This window comes from Bifidobacterium sp. LH_491 (assembly GCF_056356495.1).
The window spans coordinates 79,145-99,032 of record NZ_JBKEUI010000001.1 but is presented as its reverse complement, the minus strand read 5'-3'; the positions used below and the strand labels follow the sequence as shown (position 1 = coordinate 99,032).

The 19,888-nt window shown below is 50.6% G+C and carries 13 protein-coding genes and 1 pseudogene; 3 read left to right on the top strand and 11 right to left on the bottom strand.

Annotation, left to right across the window (positions count from 1 at the left end):
* Positions 1–9: 9 nt before the first annotated feature.
* A complete protein-coding gene (gene rfbB, locus AC1AWK_RS00365; protein ID WP_476569484.1) occupies positions 10–1,092 on the top strand; it encodes a dTDP-glucose 4,6-dehydratase in 1,083 nt (360 codons plus the stop codon).
* A 53-nt stretch (positions 1,093–1,145) separates the two neighbouring features.
* On the opposite strand, the gene AC1AWK_RS00360 is transcribed toward rfbB, so the two are convergent.
* From AC1AWK_RS00360 to AC1AWK_RS00330, 7 genes are all read right to left on the bottom strand, one after another.
* Entirely contained in the window at positions 1,146–1,814 is a 669-nt protein-coding gene (locus AC1AWK_RS00360) for an NUDIX hydrolase (RefSeq protein WP_476567345.1), read from the bottom strand.
* Between the two features lie 147 nt (positions 1,815–1,961).
* Positions 1,962–3,137 (bottom strand): UDP-galactopyranose mutase, encoded by a 1,176-nt coding sequence (gene glf, locus AC1AWK_RS00355; protein ID WP_476567344.1) that lies wholly within the window; start codon positions 3,135–3,137, stop codon positions 1,962–1,964.
* A 58-nt stretch (positions 3,138–3,195) separates the two neighbouring features.
* Positions 3,196–5,271, bottom strand: coding sequence for a glycosyltransferase (locus tag AC1AWK_RS00350; protein ID WP_476567343.1), 2,076 nt, complete (start codon positions 5,269–5,271; stop codon positions 3,196–3,198).
* A 37-nt stretch (positions 5,272–5,308) separates the two neighbouring features.
* Positions 5,309–6,586, bottom strand: coding sequence for an ABC transporter ATP-binding protein (locus tag AC1AWK_RS00345; RefSeq protein ID WP_476567342.1), 1,278 nt, complete (start codon positions 6,584–6,586; stop codon positions 5,309–5,311).
* Positions 6,586–7,413, bottom strand: coding sequence for an ABC transporter permease (locus AC1AWK_RS00340; RefSeq protein WP_476567341.1), 828 nt, complete (start codon positions 7,411–7,413; stop codon positions 6,586–6,588). The genes AC1AWK_RS00345 and AC1AWK_RS00340 overlap by 1 nt, the downstream gene beginning before the upstream one ends.
* 114 nt (positions 7,414–7,527) lie before the next feature.
* On the bottom strand, positions 7,528–9,390 hold the full coding sequence (locus AC1AWK_RS00335) for a glycosyltransferase (RefSeq protein ID WP_476567340.1): 1,863 nt from the start codon (positions 9,388–9,390) through the stop codon (positions 7,528–7,530).
* 103 nt (positions 9,391–9,493) lie between these two features.
* The gene (locus tag AC1AWK_RS00330; RefSeq protein WP_476567339.1) at positions 9,494–10,306 is read right to left on the bottom strand and encodes a hypothetical protein; all 813 of its coding nucleotides are present in this window, start codon (positions 10,304–10,306) and stop codon (positions 9,494–9,496) included.
* Between the two features lie 219 nt (positions 10,307–10,525).
* On the opposite strand from AC1AWK_RS00330, the gene AC1AWK_RS00325 reads away from it, so the two are divergent.
* Entirely contained in the window at positions 10,526–10,882 is a 357-nt protein-coding gene (locus AC1AWK_RS00325) for an acyltransferase family protein (RefSeq protein ID WP_476567338.1), read from the top strand.
* A 733-nt stretch (positions 10,883–11,615) separates the two neighbouring features.
* On the opposite strand, the gene AC1AWK_RS00320 is transcribed toward AC1AWK_RS00325, so the two are convergent.
* The 3 genes and pseudogenes from AC1AWK_RS00320 to AC1AWK_RS00310 all read right to left on the bottom strand — a co-directional run bounded on the left by AC1AWK_RS00320 (position 11,616) and on the right by AC1AWK_RS00310 (position 17,086).
* Entirely contained in the window at positions 11,616–12,941 is a 1,326-nt protein-coding gene (locus AC1AWK_RS00320) for a hypothetical protein (protein WP_476567337.1), read from the bottom strand.
* A 658-nt stretch (positions 12,942–13,599) separates the two neighbouring features.
* Positions 13,600–14,582, bottom strand: a pseudogene (locus AC1AWK_RS00315) (glycosyltransferase family 2 protein).
* 77 nt (positions 14,583–14,659) lie between these two features.
* Positions 14,660–17,086: a GH25 family lysozyme gene (locus AC1AWK_RS00310; protein ID WP_476567336.1), complete on the bottom strand. Its 2,427-nt coding sequence runs from the start codon at positions 17,084–17,086 to the stop codon at positions 14,660–14,662.
* Positions 17,087–17,351: 265 nt separating this feature from the next.
* Here AC1AWK_RS00310 and AC1AWK_RS00305 point away from each other — a divergent pair, with 265 nt between their 5' ends.
* Positions 17,352–17,924 (top strand): hypothetical protein, encoded by a 573-nt coding sequence (locus tag AC1AWK_RS00305; RefSeq protein WP_476567335.1) that lies wholly within the window; start codon positions 17,352–17,354, stop codon positions 17,922–17,924.
* Between the two features lie 125 nt (positions 17,925–18,049).
* On the opposite strand, the gene AC1AWK_RS00300 is transcribed toward AC1AWK_RS00305, so the two are convergent.
* Positions 18,050–19,303 (bottom strand): putative ABC transporter permease, encoded by a 1,254-nt coding sequence (locus AC1AWK_RS00300; protein WP_476567334.1) that lies wholly within the window; start codon positions 19,301–19,303, stop codon positions 18,050–18,052.
* Positions 19,304–19,888: the final 585 nt, after the last annotated feature.

Sequence of the window (19,888 nt, the reverse complement as noted above, 5' to 3'; positions counted from 1 at the left end):
GCGCCTACAATGTGCTGCATGAGCCCAACTTCATTCACCGTCGAAGAGCCCCGCCATATCCTAGTAACCGGCGGAGCTGGCTTCATTGGGGCGAATTTCGTTCATTACGTTGCCCGTCACCATGCCGAAGTGTATGTCACCGTGCTTGATGCTCTTACTTACGCAGGCAATCTCGCCAATCTTGAAGGTTGCGACCCCCAGCAGATCACGTTCATGCATGGCGATATCACCGACGCTGCGCTTGTAGAGCACATCACCAATCCTGCTTTCGGCAATGATTCAACCCATATCAGCCCACGTCCAGCCGTGGACGCCATTGTCCATTTCGCCGCGGAGTCGCATAACGATAATTCCATCATCGACGCCCGCCCATTCTTACACACCAATATTGACGGCACCCATATACTCCTGGAAGCCGCGCGACGGCACAACCTCCGTTTTCACCATGTCAGCACCGATGAAGTCTACGGCGATCTTGCACTCGATGACCCACACCGCTTTACCGAAGAGAGCCCCTATCGGCCTTCCAGCCCCTATTCTGCCTCCAAAGCCGCCAGCGACCATCTAGTCCGCGCATGGCATCGAACGTATGGCGTGCCCGTCACCATTTCCAACTGCAGCAACAATTACGGACCGTGGCAGCATGTGGAGAAGTTCATCCCCCGACAAATCACCAATCTGCTTGCCGGTTTACGCGCAAAACTCTATGGCGACGGCCTTGCCGTACGCGACTGGATCCATGTCGAAGACCATTGCTCCGGAGTATGGGCCGTACTCACCCGAGGACGCATTGGCGAAACATATCTTATAGGAGCTGATGGTGAACACAGCAATATCGATGTGCTCGCCATGATTCTTGAGCGCATGGGGCATCGCCCCCAGGATTTTGACCATGTTGCCGACCGTCCCGGCGCTGATCGGCGTTACGCTTTGGACGCAAGCAAGATACGTCGAGAACTGCATTGGGAGCCGCAATTCACTGATTTCGCAGCAGGTCTAGACAGCACCATTAACTGGTATCAAACCCATCAACAATGGTGGGGGCCTTCCAAAAAGCAAACCGAACAACGCTATCAAGCACAGGGACATTGACTCTCTCGCCGCAGCGCTGCCCCTTCCAGTTCGATAATCTTCCAGGCAGCGTATTAGCGCAACCGCTCGTACACACGGTGCACGGCGTACGCCGCCAAAGTAATACCATCCATAATGGAGCCAGCTTGGATCATGGCGTCGATTTGCGCAGCGTCACGCCACATGAACTTCACTTCGGCGCCACCATCCGAACAGTACGTTCCTTCGTCCGCGCTCATTGCCTCCGCATCTTGTACGCTCATGTCTACGATGGCTATGGAGTCGCGCAGCTTGCTGGTATTGGCATGCATGGTTTGCATGATTTCCACCGTGTCCGCTTCCAACCCCACTTCAGCACGTAGCTCACGTCGAGCCGTTCCTATTATGGTTTCGCCTTCCAGCCCTACGCTGCGCGGAAACTCCCATTCAAATGTTTGGGTGGCAATACGCCAGTGCAACACCAGCAGTAGTTTGCCGTCACTGCGCCGGGCAACGCACACTGCAGAAGGCTGACCGCCTCGAATCTGAGCGAATTGAACGTGATAGGTCGTCGACGATTCTTCCTGGGGCTCGCCCTGTGATGGTTCTGGCGAAACTTGCGCGTCAATAACAACAAAATTGGTAGTGTCATCCGATTCATACACCACGGTTTCATCGTGGGTCACCAACCGAGTCTCCACTCCAGCATGAATTGCTGCTTGTACGCTCTTACGATCGTCTTGCCCGTTGCTATGCCGTTCCATCGTCTACCTCTTACGCTTATTGGCAACGCGTATTCAAGTTTTCCGCCTAAGCCTCATTGCCTACTGCGGCATGGATGCTTCCGCAGCTGCACTTGTCTACACTAAGGCGCGCCAACCGCTCAAGCAGCTGGCACGCCTTAGCATCAATTAGCGCTGCAACAGCGGCGCCACCTGCTCTTCGTACGCCGTCAACGCCGTATCGATGACCTGGTGCATGTCGTAATACTTGTAGGTACCCAAACGACCACCGAACACCGTATTCTTCTCCCCGGCCTCCAAATCGACATAACGCTGGTACAACGCCTTATCCGCATCCGTGTTCACCGGATAATACGGCTCGTCCCCACGCTTGGCGAAGCGCGAATACTCCTCCCACACCACGGTCTGCCCGGCCTTGACCCGATCGGCACGCTCGGGATTGAAGTTCTTGAACTCGATGGCGCGGGTGTACGGCACGTCCGCATCGGAATAGTTCATAACCGGGCAGCCGAAATGGTTGTCCTCCGCATAACGAACCTCCTTGAAGTCCACGGTACGCCACTGCAGCTCGCCCAACTCATAGTCGAAATACCGATCCACAGGACCCGTGTACACCACTGGAACACCCGCTTCGGCCAACGCCTTCTTGTTGAACGGCTGGCTCTCGTCAAAGAAATCAACGCCAAGCTCGATGCTGATCTTCGGGTCTTCGATCATACGCTCGAACCACGCGGTATAGCCATCCACAGGAAGACCTTCCCACGTATCCTTGAAATAGCGGTTATCGTAGTTGAAGCGCACTGGCAAGCGACGAATAATGCTCGCCGGAAGTTCGCCGGGATCGGTCTGCCACTGCTTGCCCGTATAGTTCTTGATGAACGCCTCGTACAGGGGACGTCCAATCAGCTTGATGCCCTGATCGTTGAGATTCTCCGGCTCCACATGGGCGTATTCGCCGGCCTGCCCCTCAATCAGCTTCTGCGCTTCCTGCGGAGTGTAATGCGCATGGAAGAACTGGTTGATGGTGCCCAAGTTAATCGGCAGCGGATACACCTCACCGTTATGGGTCGCCCACACACGATGCACATAGTCGGTGAACGACGTGAACCGATTGACGTAATCCCACACACGCTTATTCGACGTGTGGAACAAGTGCGCGCCATACTGATGAATCTCGATGCCTGTTTCCTCATCGAAATACGAATACGCATTGCCACCGATATGCTTGCGGATATCGATGATATGCACGGTCGCACCCGCGCGCTCCGCGGCCTGCTGGGCCACCGTCAAACCGAACAAGCCGGCACCCACCACCACCAAATCAGGATAAGTTGTTTGCGTCATGATGCGGATTCCTCCTCTGATTCAAGCATCGTCAATGTTACTGACATCATATCGAACATTATTTATGTTCGACACTGCCATCACCGCTGTTATCGAACTTTTGCACATTTATGTCATTAGCAAAAATTCGTTCCCACGTCTCCATAGAAGGCAGATTGTAGTTCCGATATTGCGCCGATAAACGCGTCCAATGCTTGTTGAGACTCCTGACCAAATGATATGCCTCGCGCACATACGCTCGGAACTGCCTGTCATTACGCTTCAACCAGGTTACCGAGTTACCGTCAGGAGAAGTCACCAATGCGGAATCAATACCCTCAAATGCCAGCCATGTCCACGAGGAATCTTGCGCTGAAATAGCGACATCTGGACGTTCCGCCTTACTCGCATCCTTACGCGACACCATGCTTTTTGCAATGAGTTTCAACGCATTGCGATACCGATATTTGGCGTCGGTAGGCCGCAATCGAGGAGAGATACCATCATGATCAGGGTCCGGGAACGCTTCAAACGAGTCTTCGGACTGCGCATCTTCAAAGGTGGAACGCAACGCGCGAATCTCGCCCAGTTTGGTCGGCAAACAATCCACGATGTATGCAGGTCCACGCATAACATCTTTCAATGCTTGATGCCGCAACGCCATTGCCGAATACGTAAAGCGTAAGCCAAGACTCGCGTCACCATACAAGAACTCAAACAACACACGCGATACCGGTTTCCCAGGCTGTGTCAGCAAGGCGGCTATCCACCGATTGCGCTCAGTGAAATATTCTTCCCATCCCCGTGCAGGATCCTTGCTGTGCCATGCCTGATGCCACACAGCAACTCCCGGCAGACAAACTGTAGGATACCCCGCACGTTTGGCACGAAGTCCATACTCAATATCATCAAACTTAATGAACACCGGCAACGAAAGCCCGACATCTTCCAATACTCGCACCGGTATGAGGCACATCCACCAACCGTTGAAATCCTCATCAATGCGCTGGTGACGAGCAGGGGTGTCACGTAATGGCTCAGCGGCAAAATCATGGTTGTATCCCATATTCAATGAGGGGTGCATCCACATACGCCGCCAGTCAATTCTCTCGCCTTGCGTATACAACATGGTGCGATTGTCCAGATGCAGCATGCCGCCCCCAACCAAGGTTGGCTTAATGGTGTAGTCAGCAAACTGCACCGCGCGAAGAATCGCTTCCGGCTCGCTGATTGCATCGTCGTCAAGCAACAAGCAATATGCGCTTACACCATGACGAACTGTCTCGTACATGCCGCGAGAAAAACCGCCGGATCCGCCCAAATTCCGCTGCCGAATATACGTCAGCTGCGGCCCAAGCTCCGACTGCACTGCCGCAAAACCTTCCTGCTGCGACACCAAATCAGTGCCCTGATCGGTGCAATACACCGTGTCAAGACGGTCGCGCAACTGTGGCTCTGCCGCAATGGTTTCCAGCTGTCTCAAGCAATATGAAGGACGGTTAAATGTGGCTATCGCAATGGACAACGACGTATCTGCAACCGCGGTTCGACATTGTGCCGGTACTTGCCATTGCGCATTGCGCACTCGGATATCGTGATCATTGCCAGCCTCGACATCAAACCAGCAATAACCCCCATCCATCATGTCAGTAAGCGCAACACTGATTTCATAACGCTGCCACTCGTCACCGTTCACCGCGACCGTGCCAGCGGGAAAAAGCAACCCACGTCCGTTGGACCGTTGCGCAGCAACTGTTCCTTCACCGCAAGCCTCTAATACCAGTCGGATTGTGCGCACCTGCGTCCATCGACGCCAATATGCAGCAGGAAATGCATTGAAGAATGTGCACAATGAAGCGCGGGCACCCACTCTCACCATGAGTTCATTACGACCAACGAACGAGAACGCCCGATTCGTGGCACCTTGAGCTTTGTTTCCCGCCAAACTCCGCCGCACCAATGACTGTATCTGCGTTTGGTTCATTCGCTGCATGTCCAACTGTTGCATATCGATACGTGGATCAAGCAACGTTTCAGGGACTACGGGCTGCGTCCAATCCAACGCATATAACGGCCATACCTCGTCGGCGTCCCGGACGGGGAACACCACCCGAACCACACTTTCCCACGCGGTTGACGTTTTGGTTGCAGCCATGTTTCCCGTCCTTTCCGTTAACTTTCCGCCATGCCCATTACGCCGCATCGTGCGGTTCAGCACTGTCCTCGCCAACCTGCGTAATCATCAGGGCTCGGTCACTCAGCAGCGCATAATCACGATTACGCTCATCTCGAATGACGAAATCACATGCGTTTTCGTCCAATGCAACACCCACAGCATCCGTCATATTGTCATCCGATGTACTGGGAACCCGCAATGACGTAATAAGTCGAAACTCACCATCATTAAATACGTTAAGAGGAAACTCAAATCGAACAATTCGATGCCCGTGGTTACGCATCTTCAATACTTTCGCCCCGGTGTCATAGCTAATGCCTCCCCGACGAAGATCATGTAATGCAATCGCTAAATAAAAATCACCCGGCTCATCATACTGGTACTCCACAGCAAAAGAGAACACATCCGAAGAACGGTAAATTTTTGTTTCCAGCGGATATGTGCGCAATACGGGGCATTGCGCATTAAGTCCATTCGCAAACCCTCCTCGGGCTTGCGTATTTTCAGCCGCCAGTTTCCTCTCACTTGCCAAATTTGCCAGCGTGTATTCCTGCGATACGGTCTCCGGATCGCCAATAGTCACTATGCGCCCGTCAGCAATCATCATTGCTCTGCTACAGTACCTCTTCACCGCACCCATGTCATGTGTCACCAAGATAACGGTTTTGGTGGGGTCTTTTTTAATTTCCGTAAAGAAGTCATCGCATTTGCGTTGGAATGCTTCATCGCCTACGGCCAGAACCTCATCCAACACCAATATGTCGCCTTGAGCTTTGATGGCAACGGAGAACGCCAGCCTTACCTGCATACCGCTGGAGTAGTTCTTGAGTTTTTGGTCCATGAACTCTTCAAGTTCTGCGAACTCGACAATGTCGTCATACATATCATCGACTTGCTCACGGGTAAAACCAAGAAGCGATCCGTTGAGGTATACATTCTCGCGACCGGTTAATTCCGGGTTGAAGCCAACTCCCAGCTCGATAAACGGCACGAGTTTACCGCGCACATTGATACTGCCGGTTTCTGGATAATAGATTTGTGAAATCAGTTTCAGCAGGGTTGATTTACCGCCACCGTTGCGGCCGACGATGCCAAAGAATTCACCTTGATGCACTTCAAAGCTTACATCTTTGAGGACTTCCTGCTTCTTATAGCCTTTGATGCCTTTAGTCCAGTTGATGAACGCCTGCTTCATGCCGGTGGCTTGCTCAGTCGGCAGCTTAAAAGACTTGGAGACATGTTCCGCAGATAGGACTACGGGAGAGTCTTTATGTTCGTGTTGTTCCTCGCTCATTACATCACCTCGACGAACTTACGGCTATTGCGACGGAATACATAAATACCCAGGATAAGCAAAATTATCGTCAGGGCAATGGGGATAATCTGTACCAAGGGATTGGCGAATTCCGTCCAGATGGTCGGCTGAGTTTCCGGCGCAATGAAATTGTGCCGAATATCTTGAATCGTCTGTGCGAAGGGGTTCAGCAGTTCCAGACGCGCAAGTGTAGCGAGCATACCGCCACGATCCGTAACATAACTCAATGGATAAATGATTGGCATGGCATAGAAAATCAACTGTTGGACCACATCCCAGATATGCGCGATATCGCGGAAATATACGTACATCGTAGACATGAGCAAAGTCACTGCCAACGTGACCAGATACAGTTCAAACACGTTAAGGGGCAGCATAACCACTCGCCATGTGAATTGCACTCGCGCGAATAACGCAAACACCAATACCACAAGCAGGTTGATAGCATAGCTAATCAAGGCACCCATGGTGGCGGAAACCACTACGATATAGTTGGGGAAATGAATCTTGCGCAACAAATCACCACGGTCGACCACCGAACGCAATCCTATATTTGTTGACTCCGTAACGAATTGCCAGGAACTAATACCCAAAAGCAATACCACCGGATATGTGGGTGTTCCGTCGGACATACGCAAAAACTTGCCAAACACCACGTACATGACGCAGAACATCATCAGCGGTTTCAGCACCGACCAAGCAATGCCAAGGAAGGAACCTTGGTACCGTAGGCGAAAATCAGTTTTCACCAAGCCACGGAGCACAATCCAAGCGTAGCCGTAGCGTTCCGCTAATCTATCAACCATCTTTTTCACGCATGCCATACTAACAAAGTTATCTATAACGGACGGTAAAAACAAAATACAGTGTCTCCGCCCTTTTAACAGCAGGTGGAGACACTGCGAAAATCTTCAGACATCTTACATGTCGAGGTAGTTCTTCCAGAACCCGACGGACGTCAGCTCCTCGCGAGCCGCGGCGTATTCCTTGCGCAGCCGATCAATGTTCGCCTTGTAGTACCGCAAATCACGCGAGTAACGCTTCTTGATTGCCTCGTAACGCGCGGAATCCTTGACCCGAATCGTTCCCCTGCGGTTGTACCAATCCAACACAATCAACTTCTTCTTGCCACGAATCACACCAGCCGGATACACCCAGCCCTGGAACGGAATCACCGCATACCCCTCGCCCTCCGACTTCAGGTAACGCTGCCCATTGTCCGTCACCAAATCATGCAGACGCTGCACGCGCGTTCGGGCTTTGTCCCCGTCGATCAGCTGCCTGTCCACCGACGCCAAATCGAAGCCAGCCAGATCGGGATCCTCGCGCACAATCCGCTGCAGCTCCTCGAACCCGACCAACTGCTCCTTGCGACGGTTCGCCTCCATGAAGCTACGCTCCGCCTGCCCCTTCGCCGAAATGAACCCCGGCCCCTTGAGGAAATCCTCGAACGCATCGAGACACAGCTCCGCGTTCTCATAACCAAACTTCTTCAACTCAAGACGAATATTGTTATGCAATTCATACATAAAGTCAGCTTTTGGAGCCATGCCCGTGGTCGCCTGCGCAATCATAGTGTTGCGCGTGGTCTGATATCTCTCCACAGCTGCGTTATACCGTACGTGGAACGACATGTGCCAAATACACAGGCTGTTCATCGTGATAAAGCCTGTCTTACAGCGAATACCATATTCCGCATCATCGCAGCGGACAAACACCGGCAACGGCAAACCATTGCGTTCAATCACCGACAGAGGGATGCAACAATACCACCATGCTGCGTACATATTGTCTTGCTGCCATTTACTGGGAGTATACAACTCGTTATAAATCAAATCCTCGAATATCGTGGTGCGCAGAGGAGGCTTGCATGCAGCAAACGTGCCGACAGGCGTCATATGTCCTAAATCTTCCCACTGATCTTCGCCTACCTCGTAGTTCAGCATCGCGCCGCTGATCATACGCTCGCGGTACTCATCCTTCACGATCCGCAACAGATTGTACGTACGCTTGATGCTCTCCGGCGACACCGCCACGTCATCATCCATCAGCAACACATGCGTCGCCTTGGGAGACTGCTCCATCGCCTCGATCATGCCACGAGTGAAGCCACCGGCACCGCCCACATTCTCGTTCGGACGCACATGCACACGATCCGAACTCAACGCGACCGCATCCAACGTGCGACCATTGTCGATCACATACATCGTGAAATGACGCGAAATGTCATCATCGCAACCCAGAATCTGATCCTTGACCAAAGCGATGTTGCGCTCGATGAACGACTCCTTCTTAAACGTCGTGGTCGACAGCACCAACTCCACGTCACGCAGCTCGCCGTCGCACTCCAACGCATAATACCCATCACGCAGCCACACCGGACCATCCGATACAATACGGAACCCAACAAGCACCATATCGTCCGTAACCCGCAACGGCAAATCCACCGAACGCCACTCGTCCGAAGCCGGCACCGAAGCAGAGACACCCTCCACCACCAAAGGCTCCGCCGCAAACGCATCCCCCATCGCCTGCTCCACCACACACGACGCGCCACGCAGCTCCACATGCAAGGAAAACTCACGAGCCGTGGTAAACTCACGCAACTTCCGCACCGACAACGCATTGAAATACGTGGTGAAATCAAACACGCCTGCGCCTTGCAGCAACCACGCCCCGTTATCTGGAGTAAACAGTGCATCCGACACGCAATACATCGAAGGGTAAGCCAAAGCACGAGGGTTAGATTCCAGCAACACATTCGCAAACTTTAATGTTGTCATGAGTCCAATAGCCTCCATAAAAGAAATTACTGACAGATAATCATACTATCAAGTGCGCCAAAATATCGTTAGTCGCTGCTTTATGCTTCATAAGCTGATAACCCTACCGACACAGTGCAATCGACACAGCAGACCCCGTTATGAGTAGGATATTCGTCACTATCCATATGAGGATGGCGCCTCGTGAAAAGGGAGCTTGCTCTTTGATAACTTTCCACAAGAACATTACCAACAACGCCGTTGCATTAAGAACGACGAAGCCCATAAGCGCAACAACGAACACAATATTGGTAAAACTCATACCTGCAGACGCTTCTACCGCCGCCCCAGAAAAAGAAATACCTGCATTTACAATGAGTGCGACCGACGCAAATATGCCTAGTACTCCTACATGACTTAGACTCGACCTCTCTTGCAATTTACGCACGTCATCCGCCGCATTGTTCATGGCTATATCCACTTCCTTCAGCCTCTGATCAACAGAGTCAAAAGAATCCTGGATTTGAGAACTTACGTGATTTCGTACACTGTGCATACAGGTTAACTGGAAAGAGAGCCATATCGACTCTCGCCACAGCTTGTAAAGGAGCATGAACGCATCCGAACGGATGTCATCCGGATGCATATTTCCTTCTCCAGAATCTAGAAACACGACAATCTTACCTAAATTGCCACTTTGTCTTTCGGCATCTCGGATAACCTCATCCAAACACCAAGGTGTATTCCATACACCATTCGACACTAGAGCAGCAAACCCCAAAGATAATAATTCAGGAGAAGTCTCCTCATTCAAAATAGAAGTAACTCTTTTAGTATATCCCGCAAGAGAGCCGTCTTCTTCAATGTTTTCATGAACGCATAGTTCTCTCAATACAGATGCCAATTCGCCGTAAGATCGCAAATGCTCCGGACGCATAGATTCTATCATCTTTCCCCATTCACCGATGTATACGAATTTGACAGAGCCATCATTTTCGCTAGCCCCATACGCACGATTTTAGAATAAACAGAACCACATCGCGGCCTTCCCCAGTGTTCTTCCCCTGGGGAGTATAAACTTTCTTGCAGAGATCCGACTCACCTACTGGTTAGCTAGCAACCTATCCAGCCAACCTAAACTCTTGAAGGATAACAGATGCAAGCCACACGAATACGGTATTTTGACATTGCAAAAGGCATTGCCATAATGAGCGTAATCTTAAGCCACAGCATCCTACGTTCAGAATATTCCACTCCATCGATCCAAAGTTGGGCACTGAACCTATGCTTCTCTTTCCACATGCCGCTCTTCTTCATATTGTCGGGATACTTCCTCAAACCAGAACGTCCTTTCTCGTGGAAGAAAAAAAACAGGAACTTCTCTACACCTACTCAATTACCGCAGCCGGCGTTATACTCCTCAACTCTGTATACGCCTACTGCACCCACACCGGAGCCAAAGAAATTTTTGCGGGCTGGACTGCCGCCGCATTTTATGGAGCGGGTGATATAGCCCCTAATTATTTATGGCCAGTACCTTACCGCATAGGTGCCATTTGGTTCTTGCTTGCATTATTCTGGTCTCAACTATTCGTGCATTACATTGCCGCCAAAAGATACGCTCCACTAGCCGTACTGGCTTCGTTTTGCATGGGTTACTTCAGCTCATCCATCTTTTGGTTCCCTCTGAGCATTCAAGCGGCCATGACCGCTTCGTTATACGTATACTTGGGCTATCTACTGAGAAAATACAACGTATTCACATTACTCAATAAACATACATTGCTATATTCAATACCAGCTGCGGCATGGATAGTCTTTTTGCTCTTTTACCCTGGACTCAATATTGCATTAAACCAATACGGGAAAGGATGGTATGTTCTCCTCGCTCTGATCGGCTCATTGGCCGCATCCACCTGCATAGTGGGCATAAGTGCATTACTGGACCGATACCTTAATTTTATCGCCACACCCCTAGCTTTTTGCGGACAATACACACTTGCCCTGCTTTGCGTACATCTTTTGGAGGATGATACAATCCCATGGAATATCGTCATGCCCATAGTTACATCACTGACAGATGGTCATGCCACCGGTTTTGTGCTTTTTCTAATCCGGTTCACATTCGATTGCGTCCTGGCATGTGGGCTTTACCATATTCCAAAAGTAAACGTGCTGTTCTATCCCTCACTACAAGGGAAAAGACTTTAATCCAGCGTGGAAGTGCCGAGAACGCCACTTCCACATCATTTGACTCTAAAACCTCTATGCCTCTTTATCACTTGGAATAGGTCTTCTATTCCAAGTGACGCAAAGGGCGTCATCATTAGCGCGAAGGGGAAAGTGTAAACACTCTTTGCCTCCCAGAAAAGAAAACAAGTAAAACCACCAATGACGGTAAGCGCAACGCAGCCCCTTACAAAGCCGGCTACTTCATCATTCTCTCTATAAGATTTCCACAACCCCATTGCGGCAAAAATATAAAGAATCGACTGGAACACATTCATATACGATATAAGTAGCTTATATAGCCGAGGAAAATCATTAAGTAAGATTCTAACACCATTTCCCGAAGCCCCGGAATAATATAAGCTCTGATAAGTCGGCTCCGCCCATTCCGAAGTTAATTTATGCGCAAAGAAATCCATGGCAGAAATAGGATTCTGCATAAAATTCAACACAATAGACCTCAACGATTCGGAAATCATCTTGGACTGACAAGACAGCTCTCCCCCACAGATATTGTATGCATCCAACGCAACCGAGGTCCACCACCCTGAATTATTACCATTCCCTTCCAAACCAATCTGCACCCATGCAAGTTGAGGAATACCCTTGCCAAAAGACACGCCTGTGATATGTTCAACAACAAAAACTGGCAAATTACTGATTTGCTTTGCCATCACGAACAGAATAATAACCCCAATTGCACCTACATACTGCTTTCTCATCAAAAAAAATAGCACAGATGCAATTGACACTGCGATCACAAAGATCACAACAGTACCTTTTATGCTCATTGCAACCGCACTTAGCAAAAAACCCGTTCCAAGAAGAACATAACGCCTACTTGGCGAGACGGCACGACACGCGCTGAGGACACATAGCATCCCCACGACAACAAAAAATAAGCCACCAGTATTGTTATACACAAATGCTGAAAGCATCTCCATGGGAAGAAACAACGCAATAACCACCATTAATACACGTTGCACCCTATCCGATATTCCCATCATTCGCGTAATGTAATAAATGCATACCGCCATGCCAGACGTCAAAAATGCATTGATTATCTGAAGTCCAAAGATGTTTCCCACGCCCACTATTTTCAGCTGCGCAGCAAACCACAACATGCCACCAAGCTGATATGGATACCATGAAAAATAGTTATAAAAATTAGGTACGCCAAATCTTACCTCAGGCTGCCCAGATACGAACCGACCATAGTCCCCCTGCACGAATGCTGCCGCTGATTCCAGCAACGACTGCGAATCGTTATACCAAAAACTACCCTTCGCTTGCAAAAAACAAAGCCAAGCACATGAAATAACGAGAACTACCATAAACAGCATTGCCGGTCTCCACCTTGACGGACACCACCGCAGCAACCCACTCAAAGGCAGAATTATACATAAGATTGCAAGTACTCCAAACAAAAAAAATACCGAAGGCAAACCAGCCGTGATCATTATTGATTCGTTAAGCGGATTAACTTCTATATCTTGATCGGCGACTCGGAAAAAAGCTGTAGAAAAAACAGAGCCAATCCCCAAAAACACACATATGAGAAAGGCACACATCAAAAAGAAAACTACACAAAAACGATACACTCGCCGAGATAAGGAAGAACAAACCATTTTCCCTCCGATCAATCGCCCTCGCACTACGTTCCATCACTGATATATCATCTAACGGTATAAATACCCGCACCGACGTACAGTAAAAGCATCTTATCGACCCGTAGGTATTAAGCTTAGATTCCAGAGACTTCCAGAAACAAGAAATTCACTCGTCAATGTTACAAAACCATGCACCAACAATCATAATGCGATGAATTTTAAATACCTTCCACTCCGCTAAGCCCAGATCACCCCGCCACATACGAAAAGGCAGTATAATCCGCAGTTATCGCTTTTGCGCCTAAAACATCCGCCAAGACAACTACGAACGTAGTGTGAAAAGTCTTTCTTATCCTGGCAGTCAGAAAAGCGACTATCAAAGGCGCGCGATCTACTCAAGAACCTTCTCGATGCAATATCGAGGACGCTTCTTGGACTCCATATATATTTTTCCGACATATTCGCCAATGATTCCCATAGACAGCAATAAAAATGCACCCACGAACCATAAGGAACACATCAAGGATCCCCACCCAGCTACAACATGCCCAGAAAAAACCGAAAAAAGAGTATATCCAAGCACTACGATGCCCACCAATAAAGAAAAAATCCCTAAGCCTGTGACAAACTTCAACGGCTTTGTTGAAAATGAGGTAATTCCCTCCCATGCAAAAGCCAACATTTTTCTTAGAGGATATTTAGATTCTCCAGCTTTACGAACCCCACGCACATAATAAACCCTCCCAGACGTGAATCCGATGGAAGGAACCATACCACGTAAAAATAGATTAACTTCGCCGTAATCGGCCAAAGCTGCAAGCGCAGACCGCCCCATAAGACGATAGTCTGCGTGGTCAGGAATCGTTTCAGCCCCCATCCATGCAAAAATCTTATAAAACATTTCCGCACTAGCACGCTTAAACCATGTATCTTGCCCCCTGGAAGAGCGTACACCATACACAACTTCACATTTTTCGACAGCAAATTTATGAATCATTTCGTCAACTGCATCAACGTCGTCTTGCAAGTCCGCGTCCATCGATATGGCAGCATCACACCCCGCTTGATAGGCGTACATCAATCCTGCATATAAAGCATTTTGATGACCTCGATTATGAGCTAGTTTTACTCCCCCAAATATGTCCGGATAAGTGGAATGGAGTAAAGACACCTCCTCCCAAGTGGAATCAGTAGATCCATCATCTACAAAAAAATCCGGCTTTTTGTCGAAATCTCATTGCCGTTCAGCAGGGTTTGAAACTTCTTCATAAGGACATTCGCCGTATACGAGAGTCCCTCAGCTTCGTTATAACAAGGAAGCACAAAGAAAATTATGGGAGCATGACCCTCCTTAGAAAACTCTACCAGGCTCATAGTCTCAACCTCTCCTTACGTTAAATCCACTACTGCTAATGTAGCAACACAAAAGCCCAAAGTCATAGATACTTGGCTTAATCGGCAAGTTTTCCCGACCAGAGGTCAAACCACCTCGTCTGATTCCATTCAGGTACCCAAACCGATCCCTTTTGCATTGCACCAGAACCAGGCAGGAAATAATACCATCCAATATGTTCAGCGTCATAATTCAGATTCAGCAAGCCATACTGCATCCTACCAGTCACAATATCGTAGTATACCCATTTACTCTCATCGGACAGCCATGTAACTCCATGCGCCATAGCACCAGTTACCGTATCAAAAAAGTACCAAGCCCCATTGATGTAATGTTGCCCATAAACCATATGTCCAGCTTCGTCATAATGAACCCACTTACTATCTTCCGCAAGCCAAACATCAACGTTGCGGGACATGCTGCCAGATGCTGGATCAAAGTAATACCAATTTCCCCCAATGTAATGCTGCCCGTACAGCATCCTTCCATCTGCATCGTAGTAGACCTCTCTGCCATCCGACAAGGACACAATACCCGTCGTCGGCAAACCATCAGTCCCAAAGAAATACCATGCTCCTTGAGATGGATCATAAACTTCTTTATTTCTCGCCATGATTCCTTTGTCATACCACCTGCGAACACCATCACGAACAACCCATCCATCAGCATCAGCTAAATAATCACCGGACGGCACTAATCTGAAACCTTGGTTATCACCACCGTTCGCAGCCCACAAGTTAACCGAAGAAACCCCCGATGTATCAACGTTGACGACATCAATCACTTTATTCTCCGTGCCCGCATATACCGATGCTATATAGCAGTATCCAGCGCTATTGCAGTAAAACTCCCAACGCTGATTAAGCTGTCCGTTATCAGCGAACTGTATTATCGGCGTTCCGTTTCTCGAAGAAGGACCTGACGCATCCAACACCTTCCCAGAGTGCTCTGCTGAAATTTGATACTGACAATTAGACTTTGATCTAATAACGAACCGCTGGTTAGATGAACCTTCTAGCGGATAAGCAACAATATTTGCCGCATCAGCCAAAGATGCATGATCCACATCTAGAGTTTTCCCATTCCTCAACAATAAATAATACGTTCCCGGTTCAATGTCGCATTTAGGAGTTCCCAATTGCATTAAATCCATGCCAGGAAAATCAGCATGGACATACTCCTTGTTGCCAAACGCATTCAAATCCACCGGGCCACTAATACCTGCGATGCTGCCAGTTTCGCTGTATTGCCATCCACGATCGTTGGTAGAGAAGGTGAACCCGGTGCGTGTGCCGTAGCTTGCCACCCACCGTGTTTTGTTTCTGATGCTGGAAGTATTCAGCGGACCGTTAAGGTACGAGGTATATGAGTATACGCTGAGATTGGTGTATCCTGCGGCGGTGAGCTTGGCATACCAAGCATTCACGATAGCTTCATATGCTGAAGGACTTGTAGGAGGTGCATACCCAGGCCACTGCCCCAGCCAGTTTTCCAAGTCATAGAACACCGGATATGACAGGTCACCCGGCGCAACGCCCAACTGGCGCAGGTACGACACTGCCGTTGAGCCTTCGTCGGAGGCATACGTCGTGTCATATGCATACGAGTAGAAATACACGCCGAACGGAATGCCCAGACGCTTACATTCGTTGATATTGCGCTGCGCTTCCTTATCAAAACGGTTATATCGACCGAAGCTCACACGAATAATCGCGCCATCAACGCCAGCGTTCTTCACCGCTTGCCAGTCAATCGTTCCCTGATGCTCGGAAACATCAATCACACCCTTGGCTTGCTGCGCAAAGAGCGTGCCATCTGCTTCAAAAAACGCGGGAGTATCATTATACGTTCCCCAATAGGCACCGTAACTGTTGCCTGGCAATGCATACGTTTCCGCATGGTTCGCAGGCTGCTCCATAGCCTCGCGCACCTGCCGTACCGTAATCGGCACGAAATGACGACCACCAGACAAGGCTAGAGGATCGACCTGCCCTTCATCACCGAACGCACTTGCATCAAGTTGCAGCGGTTCACCTGTACTCAGCGACACATACGTGCCATCACCCAACGCAACAGCATCAGGACCAACTACCGAAGCATCATCTGGCAACGAGTCCGCCACACGTTCAGGTAACGTATACGAGGGATTCTCCGGCATGGCCGCCGACACTGCATCAGGCTGATCACCTAACGTTCGCGCCGCCGAAGAGGCACTATTCGTGGTTGTTCCGCCAACCGAATCTGCCTTCTGCGAAGCCACATCACCCTCAGTTTGCGAGTCCTGTGAGTCTGAGGCGGAGTCCTGATCTTCCACGCGCGCGTTGTCCTCCGCTCCGGCGTCACTCGATGCTGTGGAAGAATCACTCACTGTGGTCTGCAGTGTATCGGTCTCTTGCGCTATCGCTGACGGTGAGAATCCGAATCCCAGCATCGACGCGCAGACAACCGCAACGGCACAATCGCAAATACGTTTACGCAATGACATCAAGCACTCCATTCCACGCAACCTGTCGCATAGGTCGTCCTCAGTGGATTTGCATCAACAGCAACTGTGCACATCGTAAAGAACTTCTCTGTAAAAAGCGCGCCTAGCCTCATCTTCTCCTTGCGTTTCTTACACTTTGCGCGGACGCCCGACTCTTGTCATCCTTTACTGAGCGGCATTCAGGCATTGACTAATCTTGTGAAGATGTCACATATAGTATGCGATATATAGGTGAAGCCGTCGCATTATTCGCTACGCTAGATTCATGAAATATTCAACATCATCAACCGGCATCCGCCTGGCAGCTGCCGCACTCGGCGCAACCCTCGCCATCGGCGCACTCACCGCATGTTCACCGTTCTCCAGCTCATCAGATGACAAAATCCTCGCGCAGCTGAACAGCATGCAACAAGATATCGACGCCCTCAAACAACAGGACTCCAACAGCAACGCAAACGGGAACGGAACCTCGAGCGGCTCCGACGCCGGCACAAACTCCGGAAACAACAGCGGCAGCACCGGCACGGACGCCGCCAGTCTGAGCACCAGCATCGACGACCTCAGCAACCGTACCAAAGAAGCGGTGAATACTGCCCTCGCCACAACAGTCCCCCAATCCATCACCGACCGCATCAACGGATACGTCACCGCCAAAGCTCCGCTCGACGCGCTCGACAGAGAACAAGACCTACTCGAAGACAGAGTGGAACAAGCCTCACGCGCCGGAACCATCGACCGAGACACGTTCTGGAAGCTCGATCAAGAACTCTCCAACATCGAACACACCATCGACCAAGCAGAGAACCAACTCGAACTACGGTTTAACGTAGACGACTAGCAACGGTTCGCCTAGCGAGCGCCACGAAAATACCATAACGTAAAGGGGGCGGCCCGCATATGAAACAAGCCGCCCCACCTATTGGCAACGCCGGTCAGCACCTGCGCGAACCAAGCAAACCCCACCTACACTCGACCAGCCTTCGACGGGTCAAGATGCATGGTCTGGAAACGATGTTGCATGAATTCGTTATCGAAATGCTTGGCAAAGAACTGCGCCACCGGTGAATCTTGGGCCGTGCCGGCAACCCTGCCATACCAGCAATCCAACGCCATTAACGTCATCGTCGCGTTCACCAACATAAATACCAGCACCACCGCGGTTACCGAATAGCGAATCTTCCAAGGAATCAAATTAATCAATGCCAACAGCTTCGGCAGCATAAGCTTGATCCACAGCAACCCAAGCAGACCCCAGAAGAACATGTATTTACCCGATGTGCGGCCGTCAATCGACAACCATTGCCCCGTGTAATCCCAAGCGGTAATGCCGAATGCCACCTCCATGAACCAGCTCACCGCATATTCGAATGCGCCGCCAATCACCGCGCTCGTGCAGAAAATCAGCAGCGGATGAGCCCTCCACAGACGGTTCAGGCACACCGTAAGAATCACCGCCCCACAGCCATAGATGGGGGAGAACGGCCCCCATAGGATTCCCGCACGGTCCTGATATTCGCCGAAAATCGCAAAATGGTAAATCGTCTCGATGATGAGCCCAAATACGGAACCAACCATGAACAACCAGAAAATGTTGAAGAAATCGAGAGCGATGTACCCTTTGCCGCTGGGGTCGCGCCCGACCATGCCGCGGGAGAGTTCATCTTCGTAGATGTCGCGTTCGTCCATGCGCTTAAGGGCGCGCTGCAAGCGGCGTTCCTCGAGCAGCGCGGGGTCGAGCGTGATGGACAGCGCAACCAGAATGACCAACTGTATCAACGGCGGCACCAGGTTGAGCCCCAATCCACGCAGCGCCAGCGACAACATACCTTCAGCAAGGGTAAGCGGCATGAGTAGGTAGGCCCAGCGAGCCGCATATCGACGGCAGTTGCGTAAGAGAAAAACGCCAAACACGATGAGCGCAGCGGCGTTCACGATGAGCAGCCCAGCTTGGATGATGCTCAATATGGTGGTCAGGTCAAGCGCGTCGACGTGCGTGTTGCCTCGCCGCCATTCGCGGATTGCCAACAGCGCGGCCATCACCACTTGGGGCAGGGTGAGCAAGCCGTCCAACAATACCAATCCCCCGTATATACGGGTGATCAGCGGCAAACGGCGAGCGGTGGAGCTATCATCGCCGTGATTGCGCTCGGCACGCGCAACCTCGATTTGCGCAGCCTCGCCCCGCAGTGACTGCGGTTCCATTCGTTCCGGGTCCATAGCCAACTCCTCCTTGCTCACATACTCTTTACCCCCACGCTATCGCACATAAGCCCCCCTTTGCCGGTAGCGCAACGCACGTTTTCCATAGTTGCGCCCACACTGCGACATGCCAGTTTGGCATATGCGTCGGCAACGGGTATGGTAGACGAGTTCGCAATGCACTTATCGATAAAGTGCCTAATTTCTACGAGGCCGAGGCCTCACACGCGCAAGGAGGTGAACACATGGATAGCAGTTCCAGTACCGGAGCGGACTTATGCACCGCCGACAACGCCGACGACAATAAACCGTGTGACACCCCGACAGGCGCACGCCATCAGCGCTAGCCGCAACTTTGCATGAAGCACAGGCCACGTCCTGCGTTCACCGGCAGTCAACACTTGATGCCGGTGAACGGAGCTACCATGCATGGCGCAATCCACGCCATACAGCAGCAAACCGGCAAGACCGAGTCGCCATGCGCACCGTTACTGCGGTCGCCCACACAGCACTCCGGCATATCGTTGCTCACACGCCAACACAACCACGCATACGGCACATGCATACCGCCATGCCGCTATGCCGGCATATCCGATACGTCCA